Consider the following 12,618-nt stretch of genomic DNA (forward strand, 5'->3'; position numbering starts at 1 on the left):
TATGAAAAACAAGTGTTTTTATTTACTATTTCTATTATTCTCCTTCTTGAGTATTAGTGTATATGCTCAAGTGAAAGTAGAGGGTAATGTTTTTGATGAAAATGGAAGTCCATTGATTGGAGTATCAGTTTTTACAGAAGGTCAAAAGACTGGTACTGTGACAAATGTGGATGGACACTTTACTATTATGGTTCCTAACACAAATTCATCTCTTACTTTTTCTTATGTGGGTTATATGACTCAGAAAATACAATTGAGAGGGAAAAAAATTCTGAAGATTGTAATGAAGGAAGATGCAGAATTATTGGACGAAGTTGTAGTAGTAGGTTATGGTACACAAAAGAAAATTAATGTGACTGGTGCTATTGCGCAAGTGGATAATAAAGAGTTGAAGATGGCTCCGAGTGGTAACCTTTCTTCTACATTGGCAGGTCGTTTACCAGGTTTGATATCTAAACAGAGTAGCGGACAACCGGGTGCTGATGGAGCAAGTCTTTATATTCGTGGTAATGGTGCGGGAGATGGTAGCCCATTGATTGTTATAGATGGTGTCATTACTGATTATTTCCCTTCATTTTCACCAGATGAAGTAGAATCTATTACTATTTTGAAAGATGCGACTGCTGCTGCCGTTTATGGTGTACGTGCTGCAGCGGGTGTGATTTTGATCACGACGAAGCGTGGTACAGTGCAGAAACCTACCGTAACATTTAATTCATCTGTTACGTTAAGTCAGAATACGGATTTCCCGAAGTTTCTGAACGGACCGGATTATGCATACTGGTATAACAAGGCTCAACTTCTGGATGGTGTGGCTGAAGAAAGCTTGAGATTTTCACCTGAGGAAATAGACCGTATTACTAATCCGGGTGAGAATGAGCATATCTATGGAAATACTGACTGGTTCGATCTGTTATTCCGTAATGCAGCTCCTACTTATACGAATAACGTTTCGGTTTCCGGTGGTACGGAGAAAGTCAAGTTTTTTGCCTCAGTCGGCGCTTATAATCAGGAAGGTATCATAAAACGTACCTCTTATGATAAGTATAACTTCCGCTCCAATATGGATGCTAAGATTACTGATAACTTTGATTTGTCTCTTGACCTGTCCGGTTACGTTTCCGAACAGGATGAACCGGGTGCTTCTGCAGGTATAGGCTCATATGCCTCTATTTTCCAGCAGGCGCTGTTATCATATCCTTATCTGAAACCTTATACGGCTGATGGCATGCCCATAGCCAGTATAAATACAGCCGGTAACGGAAATAACAATCCTATTGCGGCCAGAGACTTGTCGGGTAATAATAATGTCAAGAAGACGTATTTCCAGGGAAATGTTGCTATGAGGTATCAGTTGCCTTTTGTGAAAGGATTATCTGTTAAACTGAACGCTTCTTATGTGAAGAACTATACTATGCAGAAGAAGTACTTCCTGACTTATGATGTGTATGGCTGGAACCAGACTACCCGGCAGGGCAATGTGGAAACCGGTCGTATCGCTAATAAGGTTGCTTTGAATCAATGGTTTACTGAAAGTGAAGGTTATACTGTTCAGCCCGCTCTTGAGTATTCTAATAAATTCGGTAAGCATGCTGTTTCGGGATTGTTCTTGTACGAATTTTCCAGAACGGATCAGTCCAGTATGTCTGCCGGTAGAACCGATTTTCCGATTACCGATATTATGGACTTGAATTACGGTCTTGAAGTAAATAAGGATTTGGTAAAAGGCGGACACAGCCAGGCTAAACGTGCCGGTTATGTAATCCGTTTGAACTATTCTTATGATGACAAGTATTTGTTGGAATTCACCAGTAGAATTGATGCTTCTACGGCTCTTCCCCAAAAGTACAGATGGGGTGTTTTCCCGGGTGTTTCCGTAGGATGGAGAATTTCTCAGGAAGACTTCTTTAAAGAAGCCGTTCCGTTCATGGAAAATCTGAAGCTTCGTGCATCTGTAGGTCGTTTGGGTAGTGACCGTGCCATCAGCAATACGATGACTTATTTCTCTACTGCAAGTTTGTCTGCCGACCCGACCGTATTATTCGGTACCAGTCCTCAGAAGTACCTGGGATTGAGTAGCCCGGTAAATCCTCTTTTGAAGTGGCAGTTGACTGATACTTATAACATTGGTATCGAATCCAGTATGTGGAATGGATTGTTAGGTGTTGAGTTAGATGTATTCTACATGAAAACAACCCGTTCCTTGGAGTCACAGTCAGCAAATTTCCCGCCTTCTTTGGGAAACTATTATCCGACATACATCAATTATGGTTCTCATGACAACCGTGGTTTTGAACTCGTCCTATCTCATAATAATAAGATAAAAGATTTCTCTTATCGCGTAAGAGGCAATGTTTCCTGGGCTCGCAACAAGGTGCTGAAAATGACTGAAGATGCAAATGTTCCTGATTATAAGCGTGCCACAGGTCGTCCGATGGGGCAATATTGGGGCTTTGTTGCAGACGGTTTATTCCAGACGGAAGAAGAAATAGCCCACAGCGCTGTCTTTGGTCCGACGTTGCCCGGTGACATCAAACTGAAAGATATCAATGGTGATGGTAAGATTACCTGGGATCAGGACATGGTTCCTATTGGTCGCAGCAATACACCTGAGATGATGTTTGGTTTAAATCTGGGAGCAGAATGGAAAGGCTTTGACTTCAATATGCTGTTGCAGGGTGCTGCTTTGTTTGATGTAAACCTGTGCGGTTTGTATAGCAGCGGAATTCGTGATGATACATTCTATACGCGCCCCTTCTATGCAGACGGAAATACTCCTTATTATTTGGTCGAAGGTGCTTGGCATCCTGACAATACAGATGCTAAATATCCCCGTTTAGGTATCAATTCGAGGTCGAATGGTGGAAAATTCTCTTCTTGGTGGGTAGTGGACGGTTCCTATGTACGTCTGAAATCTATCCAATTGGGATATACCATACCTCAGAAATGGAGTGAAAAAGCAGGTTTCAGAAAAATTCGTGCTTATGTGGCCGGTGGTAATCTGTTCACTTTATCTCATTTGGAGCATATGGACCCTGAAATGCCAAGTGTAAACCAGGGATACTATCCCCAACAGCGTACGTATGAATTTGGATTAAATGTAACTTTCTAAAAAACTAATACAATGAAATCAGTAAATAAGATATTAACAGTATTTGCTTCTGCCTGCTTTACGTTGAGCAGTTGTAATATTGATCCTGTTCTGACAAGTAGCTATCCTGATGATATCACTTGGTCTAATGAAACGAACCTGCAGTTGTATATTAATGGCTTTTATTCTCTGATCGGAGGATATTATTCAATCACTGATGACGCTTGTGCCGATATTTTAAAAGCCAACAATCCGGTGGCTAATACTAATTTATTTGTATTCGGTTCTACTCCTATCACTCCAGCCAGCAATCTTTTTGATAACTGGAACAACAGACATTCCTGGCAGTTGACTTGTTGCCGTGCCTTGGAAGGCTTGGAGAAACACCGTGGAAACTTTACCGAAGCAGTTGCTTTGCGTGCAGAAGCGGAATTTCGTTTTTTCCGTGCCGTTGCTAATTTTGATTTAGCGAAGCGATATGGTGCCAGTTTTATTTTGTACAAACAGTTACCTGTACTTGGTCAAAAGGAACATGCCCGGTGTACTCCTGATGAATGCTGGGATTTTATAGCAGAAGATTTGGACTTTGCTGCCAGGAATTTGCCTTTAAAAGATGAAGTAGAGGCAGGTAGACTGACGAGTGGTGCTGCTTACGGAATGAAGGCTCGTGCCATGCTCTATGCCGAACGTTGGAAAGAGGCATCCGATGCAGCTGCCGAATTAAAGAAACAGGGATATAAGCTGTATGAAGATTATAGTAAATTGTTCCTGAATAGAAGAGCCAAACCGGTTGCCAATGACGAAAGTGTAATAGAGTTTGGCTATGTGTATGAAACACTGGACTACTCATTTGATTATTTCAATTGTCCGCCCAGCGATGGTGGTTATGCTGAAATCAGTCCGACGGAAACTTTGGTATCAGCCTATCAGATGGCTGATGGCAAGGATTTTGATTGGAACAATCCGGAGATGGCAAACCCATATGAAGGACGTGAACCGCGTTTTTATGCTTCCATACTTTATAACGGCTGTCAGTGGAAGGGAGAACCCCTTTACACATATGAAGGTAGTGTGGATGGTTATGGCCTGGGTGGTGGTACCACTTGTACCGGTTACTATATGCGTAAACTGTTTGATCCGGAAATCAGTAAGAGCCAGATGCGTCGTACCGACTTGACTTTCTACTATATGCGTTATGCGGAAGTGTTGTTGATTTATGCAGAAGCTATGGCTATGCAGGACAAACTTCCTGAAGCTTTGGAGGCATTGAATGAAGTGAGAGACAGAGTAGATCTACCGGCCGTGTCAGCCAGTACAAAAACTGAATTTATGAAGCTTCTCCGTCACGAAAGAATGGTGGAATTAGCTTTTGAGGGACACCGTTTCTGGGATCTCCGCCGTTGGGGATTGGCAACTACCGTTCTGAATGGTACTCATATGAAAGGTGTAAAACCGACAAAGGTAGGTGAGGGCTTTGAATATGATGTTGTGGATTGTGATGCGGGCAAGACGCGTGTTTATCTGGAAAAGTACAACCGTTTCCCTATTCCTATTGCGGAAATTCAGCAGAATTTAGCTTGTGAACAGTTTGACGAATGGAAATAATTAAAAAATGAAGCTATGAAAATACTTAATAAAATTGCAGCAATAGCATGTTTCTTGGGGGCAGCCTTGGCTTCTTGTGAGTCTCCTGATTTAAGTACAGGACGGACGGATCAGGTAAATGGTTTGCTAAATGTAACTATCCAGATTCCCGATAATCCGGCAGAGTTTTATGCTACCAAGAAAGGACCTTACGAAGAAGGTGAAGAGATCATTGTGAAAGTTCCTACTACGGATGAGGACCCGCTGGATGTAACCCGTCTGATTTGCACTGTTAGTGTGGAACATAATTGTTACGTAGATCCGCCGGTAGGAGGTGAAATGGATTTTACAGAACCCTATAAGATAACTGTAATCGACGCATTGGGAAACCGTCATACGAATACGATTCGTGTTGTGCCGACACCGCCTAAAACCAAGTTCTCTAAAGTATGGGAAAAGAGCTGTACTGATCTTGGATTGCCAAGCCGCAATAATACGGGTATAGCGATATATGGTCAGTATCTGGCTGTTCAGGAATATAATGGACCTATTTATTTGTATGATATGAAGACAGGAGCGGCCGTCAAGACTATTGATGCTGCAAGATCCTTTATGATGAAGGCTCGTACGGATGATGCCGGGCATTTGATTACTTCCCGTGAAAATGTTTACGGTGCAGGCTTCATGGTCTTCTATTATTCAGAAACAGACAAGGAACACAAATTACTTCTTGATTACACTGCCGGTGACGGTTGTCCGGGTGATCTGGGTTATAACATGAATGTGGCAGGCGATGTAACCACCGGTACAGCCTATATTTATGGTACAGGTCCTAATGATATGACCGTTTATTATTGGAAATTACAAGACGGACAGTTGGTAACCCCTGCTAGCCAGCCTAATAAGCTGCGTTATGGGCCGGCTGGAAGTGTTTGGACTGCTGCACCTGCAATACAACGTGTTTCATTGGATGACAACTCGGATCACTATATCGGTTATACGAAGTGGGTCAATGGAAACAGTGATGAAGCTTTGAAGAGCCGCTTCAACATCTTCACACCTTCCATGGAGGTTACAGCCTTGAATGCTGCCGACCATGAATATCGTTTACTTGGCTTTAATGTGTTTAAGGTAGAAGATGATACCTATCTGGCACTCAGCGACCAGGGGGCCGACCAATGGGCCGGTGGTGGTGTTACTCTTAAAGTGTTTGACATTACCAATACCTCTAAAATGGAATTGGGTCCGGATGATGATGGATATGGTGATTTCTGTATATTCACAAGTGATATGTCGGCATGGATTCAGAATTATTTCTCTTGGGGAGATGTTGCAGTCTATAAAGAAGCAACCTCAACAGGATACGATGTTTATATTGCAACATCGGTAGTTGGTTTTGATCCGGGACAGTCTATTGTCAGAATGTATAAGATGAGTTATTTCCGTCAATAACATATAGATTATTTATAGTGGTGAGGGGGTGTCAAAAGTGCCGTGCCATGTGCGGGCGAATGAGCATTCGCCCGGAATGCACAAAGTGACTGCTGACACCTCCTTATCTCTTAAAACTAATGCCTTATGAAAACAACTGCTATATTGGTAGGTCTGTTCTCCGTTGTTTTGTTTTCTTGTGGAAACGATGATCCTAACGGAAACGATGGAAACGGTGGGGAAGACTACAACCTGACAGAGGAAGTGCGTAAAGTCTTGGATAACGCGAAAGCCACTAAAAGTCTCAATCCTTTTGATGAACTGGGTTGTGAGATTTATCGCATTGGTCCGACGAGTAATGAAGAGCCTACCAGGGCGACCATTGATTATGAATTAGGTGATGATTATAAAGAAGGGGTCGGGAGTTTTAAACTCAAGTATCACTTTTCCGGTACTCCTATGACTGCAAATCCTGAATATGTATATTTTGAAGAAACGTGGGGAGATTATCGTCCTGACTTGTCTTTTCATCCTTTGGGACTTTCCATTTGGGTAAAAGGGAAAAAAGGAAATAAAGGCGTTTTCCGTTTTATCATTATGGAAGATGAGAAACAGTTTGATGCCGATAAACCGCATGACAGTACACGTAAAAGGTGGCAATATTATGCTTTCGAAGACGATGAAATATTATCAAGAGAAGGCTGGAACCGGCTGGTTATGCCCTACAGTGCTTTTAAATTATATAAAAAGGGGCAGGGTACTACGGCTGACGGCTTGCTTTTAAACCGTTTTGAAGGCTTCCGGATTGAAATCGTAAATACTAAACATGAAGTTTGTACCGGCGAGGTTGGCATCGATGGATTGGAACAGTTGACTTCCTACGAACTGAAATCCGGAAAACCAAAGTTCTCAAGTATTTTCGTGCAATTGAATACCGCTTATGTCAATGAAGACTGGGATAAGCAGTTTCAGGATAGCCGTGCCATCGGCATTGATACCTGGATTATTCAATACGTAGAGCAGTTTACGGATGGGGAGAATACCAGTATTTCATTCTATAAGAACACCAATGTGCCTTGGATTACCGAGAAGTATGACTTTGTAGACAGAATGTTCGAGGCTGCCGAGCGGAATGGGATAAAACTGATTGTAGGCCTTTATCCGGGTGATTACAGTAAAACGAATACGGCATCCCCGGAAAAATATAATCTCAATTTAGAGAGAAATGAGATGGTATTTGATGAAGTGTATGAGCAATTCGGCAATCACCCTTGCCTGAAAGGTTGGTATATAACCGAAGAATTCCACGATGGCTCTTATCCCGTGGGTTGGCAGCAGGAACCCTCTTTATCCATGTTGGCTAAGTATCTTGAAGGAGTGGCCTCCTATATCAAGGCCAAATCGGACAAGCCCGTTTCTATTGCTCCGGCTTTATGGCGAGGCATGCCTGCCGATCTTTGCGGTCAATGGTTCGGGCGGATTTTCGCGCAGACGCCCAATATTGATTACTTATACCTTCAGGACCTGGGTGGACGTTGCCTGGTCGATGTGGATGTAGACCTGCCTAATTGGTTTGCTGAGATTAAAAAGGCATGCGATGCCAATGGTGTGCATTTCGGTGTCGATATAGAGTCATTCCAGAGTTGCTGGTGTCCGGACGTTCCTTATAGGGAAAAGGGGTGGAGTGAACTAAAAGAGCAATTATTTGTGGCAGGCTTGTTTACGGAGTATATCACGAATTTCAGTTGGGTTACTTTCAAGAAGGGTACAAACAATTATGCAAGTTACAAGAAGTATCTGGAAGATAATGGACTTTTGTAGATAATGAAGACCTTTCACTTCTGTCTAAATCGCCGTCACGGATATGTGTGAGTAGGGTGAATAGATGGAAATCTTTGTTCGAGTGTGAATGTATGTTTTATAGATGTGTATATTGGTTATTGATAGAATATGATAAAGAATGCAATTTTGATAGCAGGAATGCTCCTGACCTCTTTGGCTTTGAGGGCCGGTGATATTTCGAAGTATGTGCTGGATAATTACCTGATTCCTGTTGACAAACCGGGGATTATGATTGGCCATATTTATCCGGTGCCGTCAAATATCCGGTTACTATGCGATACTTCCTCTCTTTTTAGGATTGATGCGAAAGAGAAATCAATCAGCCTGAAAAAGAATAAGGCTTTATTAAAGGGACAGGCTGCTTATAGATACGGCATTACTCTTTTGATTGATGGGCAGGAATATGAATTTGAATTATTGAAAGATGGTTTCGGTAAAAATAAGGTAATAGCCCACCGTGGTGCCTGGAAACAAAAAGGGGTGCTGCAAAACTCCATTCGTTCTTTCCGGAATGCCGTGGAACTGGGCTGCCAAGGCTCCGAACTGGACGTTTGGTTGACGGCGGATAACAAGGTGGTGCTTTCCCACGATCCGCATGTATATGGAGTAGAAGTAGAGAATACAAGTCTGCTGCAATTATTTCAGAAAACCATTCATGAGCAAGATCCCGTTCCTTCCCTGCAGGAACTTCTGCTGGCTGCAAGAGCACAGAATGTGACTCATCCTGTCATCGAAATAAAAGATTCCCAAAAGGGACTGGCCCGTACTTTGCAGCTGACCGATTCGGTGGTCAGTATTGTACATCGCATGAAGATGCAGGGATACGTGGAATATATCAGTTTCAATTATGAAGTTCTGAAACGTATCAGGCAGTTGGACCCGACAGCGAGAACCCTCTATCTGATGGAAGGAAAGAAAGAACTGAAAGAATTGGCGGACGACCGTATTTCAGGAATCGATTATTCTTATTATGCGTATCGACAAGATAAGGAGCTGGCCCGAAAAGCCAAAGAGGCGGGACTGTTGACGAATGTCTGGACTGTGAATAATGCGGAAGAGCTACAGCAGTATTACTTGCTGGGTGTTGATTACATTACCACTGATGAGCCTGAATTATTATTGAAGATTATTGATAGTTTAAAATAGAAAAACGATGTATAAGAAACTTGTTTTATGTTTAGCTGTATTGTTCAGTACTCTTACGGGGGCTGCCCAAAAAGAAGTGTTGAAGTTCGGTCGTGACGGTAAATTTAAAATCGTTCAATTCACTGATGTGCATTATAAATATGATGATCAGGTCAATTCACAAATATCCTTGGATCGGATAAATGAAGTGTTGGATGCAGAACATCCGGATTTCGTCATCTTCACAGGTGATGTGGTGGTTTCCAATGAGACTTTCAAAGGGCTGGATATTGTTCTGGAACCTTGCATTAAACGTCATATTCCTTTTGGGGTTGTATTTGGCAATCATGATGACGAGTATGACTCTGCACGTCCCGAACTCTATGATTATATCGCTAAGAAGAAAGGCTGCCTGATGCCTATTCGTACAGGTGATGTGGCTCCTGATTATGTGTTGACGGTGAGGTCGTCAAAGGATAAAAGCAAGAATGCTGCTTTACTATATTGTATTGATTCCCATTCATATACAAAGATAAAGTCTGTACTCGGATATGATTGGATTAAGTTTGACCAAATAGCCTGGTACCGAAGTAAGAGCCTGGAATTTACGCAGCATAATGAAGGTGTCCCTCTTCCGGCATTGGTATTTTTCCACATTCCGATACCCGAATATGAAGATGCCGTGATGGAGGGTAAGAATAGGCTGTTTGGAGTGAGGGGTGAAGGAGTTGCTTGTCCTACGACTAATTCCGGTTTGTTCACTGCCATTAAGGAATGTGGAGATGTCATGGGTATGTTTGTGGGACATGACCATAACAATGATTATGCAGTTGCCTATAAGGAAGTATTGCTGGCTTATGGACGTTATTCTGGCGGAAATACAGTATATAGTAATCTGGCTAACGGTGCCCGTGTGATAATTTTGCAAGAGGGTGAACGTAAGTTCGATTCTTATATTCGTCTGGCCGGTGGAGAGATAGAATCGCGGATTTCTTATCCGGGTAGTTTTTACTAATTTTAAAATGATGATTATGAAACGTATTTTTTTACTACTCTTTTCTTTATTCACCCTTGTCACCCTGCGGGCGGAAGGCAAGGTAAATCTGACTTTGATCCCCCCCGGGAAGATAACCAATAAAGTAGATTTGGATATCCGTGGAGGCATTGTCAATGAAAGTGCTGTGCAGCAAACCTATCAGGTCTCTTTGTATTGGGGCAAAGAAAAGAAAGACGCATTGCTGTATGAAACGACCATGACCATTCCCGCAGGAAAATCCGAAACGGTGAAGGTGGTGATACCTACCAAAGAGCGGGTAGGGAAGCATAAAGTTATTTTTAAAGTAGCTGATGCCGGCAAGACTTATCGGAAAACTAAAGACATTGAGATCATAGAATCGGATATCCGTTCCATTCAGCAAATCTCCGGTGCCTGGGCGGGTATCTATCATTGGAGCGAAATAGAAGGAAAGCACTGGAATCAGGATATCAAGAAGATGACTGATGAACAGTGGAAGGAACTGATCCGCTCCATGAATAAGCTGGAGATGAATATGGTGGTTATTCAGGAAGTATTCCGTAATGAGGAGTATGTAGGCAAGCATACGACGAATGTAGATAATTATGCAGGGAAAGCATTCTATCCCTCCAGGCTATATCCCGGCCGTATGGACATCACGGCCGAAGATCCTATCGAAGCCATCCTCTCCGAGGCTGACAAACTGGGTATGAATATATTGATGGGAGTCGGCATGTTTGCTTGGTTCGACTTCACCCCCGAATCCCTGGAGTGGCACAAACGGGTAGCCAAAGAATTGTGGGATATGTATGGGCATCATGAATCTTTCTATGCTTTCTATGTCTCCGAAGAGAGCGGCGGCGGCCTGGATAACTGGGAACAACGCCCTGAAATGCGGAAAAAGAGAAAAGATGATATCGTGAATTTCTTCAGGGAATTCAAAGCCTATTGCAGCGGTTTTGCACCGGGCAAGCCCGTGATGCTTGCCACTAATAGCTTCGAAGTGCCTAACGGAATGGATACCTATCCGGCATTGCTGGAACATCTGGATATTCTCTGTCCGTTTGGATTTGCCCGTATGCCTCAGGGAGACCTGACAGGCAAGGAAGCGGCTGATATGCTTCAGAAAGCCTGCGATGAGGCTAAATCCCACTTATGGTTCGATCTGGAAGTCTTCCTGTTCAATCCGGACAACTCTTTGTATCCCCGTCCGGTGGAGGAAATTATCCGCGACTTGAACCTGTTCGATAACTTCGAAAAGATTCTTTGTTACCAATTCCCGGGTGTTTTCAACGATCCGAAGATGTCTGTCCGCGTGGGCGAAGCACGTACAATTGACTTATTCAACGGCTATATGAAATATTTGAAAGAACTGAAGTCTAAAAATAAGAAACGTAAATAAAGAAAAAGATATGAAGCGCTATTATCTATACCTGTTTATCCTGATAGGAATCTGCTGCTTTTCAGAAGTAGAAGCTAAAAATACCGGTAAAGTTTTCAATGGGAATGACCCGGCTGTACGATACATTGGCAGAACGTTGGTGTCTCCGGATGGCTCGGTGGCTTTCGACTGGGTGGGGACATACTTTGAAACCCGCTTTACGGGTGGCAACGTATCAGTAAGAGTTTCCGAGACTGGAACGAGCTATTACAATGTATTTGTCGATAACAAGTTGCACCGGGTTGTAAAAGTGTGCGGAACAGACACCCTGATCAATGTGGTATCGGGGATAGATAAGCGTCTTCATAGCTTGAAGATACAGAAGCGTTCCGAAGGCGAGTTCGGAAAAACTACTATCCATCAATTTGTTCTCTCCGCTTCGGGGCGTTTGACGGAGGAGCCTGCGGTGCGTACCCGCCATATCGAGTTTATCGGCAATTCGCTCACTTGCGGATATGGTACGGACGGAAATCACCGTGACGAGCCTTTCCTTGTAGAGACGGAAAACTGCAATCGGGCTTTTGCTGCTATGATAGCCCGCTATTATGATGCCGACTATACACTGATAGCACATTCGGGCAGAGGAGCAGCCCGTAACTATGGTGATTCGGTAAGGGTATCGGAAGTGACCATGAAAGACCGAATGCTGAATACGTTTGATGAAGATCTTACCCTTAAGTGGGATTTCACAGCTTATCGTCCGGATCTGGTCGTCATTAATTTAGGTTCAAATGATTTTTCTACCGAACCGCACCCTTACAAAAAAGAGTTCATAAAAGCCTATAAGCAGATTATTGCTCAGTTGCGCGAGCATTACGGAGATATTCCCGTTCTGTGCGTTTATCCTGTAGCCATACAAGCTCCGGTGTTCAGTTATTATGAAACGATAGTGGCTGAATTGAATGATCCGAAAGTTTTTCTGCTGAAACTGGATAAAGACCTTTACAATAGGACAACCGACTTGGGGGCTGCCTGGCATCCCGGATTCCGTGGACACCGGAAGATGGCTATGTGGATGATTCCTTATATCTCAACGATTATGGGTTGGGAATTGACTGATAAAGTTATTGAATAAAATAAAGAATTGAA

General features: G+C 42.9%; 8 protein-coding genes. All 8 read left to right on the top strand.

All coding sequences use genetic code 11. The features are described 5' to 3' along the window. The first annotated feature begins 1 nt into the window (after position 1). The gene (locus tag QZ323_RS01640) at positions 2 to 3,112 is read left to right on the top strand and encodes a TonB-dependent receptor (RefSeq protein ID WP_294632284.1); all 3,111 of its coding nucleotides are present in this window, start codon (positions 2 to 4) and stop codon (positions 3,110 to 3,112) included. A gap of 12 nt (positions 3,113 to 3,124) precedes the next feature. Beyond that, positions 3,125 to 4,696 (top strand): RagB/SusD family nutrient uptake outer membrane protein, encoded by a 1,572-nt coding sequence (locus tag QZ323_RS01645; RefSeq protein ID WP_294632285.1) that lies wholly within the window; start codon positions 3,125 to 3,127, stop codon positions 4,694 to 4,696. A 123-nt stretch (positions 4,697 to 4,819) separates the two neighbouring features. Then, positions 4,820 to 6,127 carry a DUF5018 domain-containing protein gene (locus tag QZ323_RS01650; RefSeq protein WP_294632286.1) on the top strand — a complete coding sequence of 436 codons (1,308 nt, stop codon included), beginning with the start codon at positions 4,820 to 4,822 and terminating at the stop codon, positions 6,125 to 6,127. A gap of 126 nt (positions 6,128 to 6,253) precedes the next feature. Further along, the gene (locus QZ323_RS01655; RefSeq protein WP_294632288.1) at positions 6,254 to 7,927 is read left to right on the top strand and encodes a DUF4434 domain-containing protein; all 1,674 of its coding nucleotides are present in this window, start codon (positions 6,254 to 6,256) and stop codon (positions 7,925 to 7,927) included. Positions 7,928 to 8,056: 129 nt separating this feature from the next. After that, positions 8,057 to 9,094, top strand: coding sequence for a glycerophosphodiester phosphodiesterase family protein (locus QZ323_RS01660; protein ID WP_294632290.1), 1,038 nt, complete (start codon positions 8,057 to 8,059; stop codon positions 9,092 to 9,094). A gap of 7 nt (positions 9,095 to 9,101) precedes the next feature. Further along, positions 9,102 to 10,088: a metallophosphoesterase family protein gene (locus tag QZ323_RS01665; protein WP_294632292.1), complete on the top strand. Its 987-nt coding sequence runs from the start codon at positions 9,102 to 9,104 to the stop codon at positions 10,086 to 10,088. 16 nt (positions 10,089 to 10,104) lie between these two features. Further along, entirely contained in the window at positions 10,105 to 11,490 is a 1,386-nt protein-coding gene (locus tag QZ323_RS01670) for a DUF4434 domain-containing protein (RefSeq protein WP_294632294.1), read from the top strand. A gap of 10 nt (positions 11,491 to 11,500) precedes the next feature. After that, positions 11,501 to 12,604, top strand: coding sequence for an SGNH/GDSL hydrolase family protein (locus QZ323_RS01675; protein WP_294632296.1), 1,104 nt, complete (start codon positions 11,501 to 11,503; stop codon positions 12,602 to 12,604). Positions 12,605 to 12,618: the final 14 nt, after the last annotated feature.

The organism is uncultured Bacteroides sp., from assembly GCF_910585845.1.
In the GTDB taxonomy this organism is placed as follows: Bacteria; Bacteroidota; Bacteroidia; order Bacteroidales; family Bacteroidaceae; genus Bacteroides.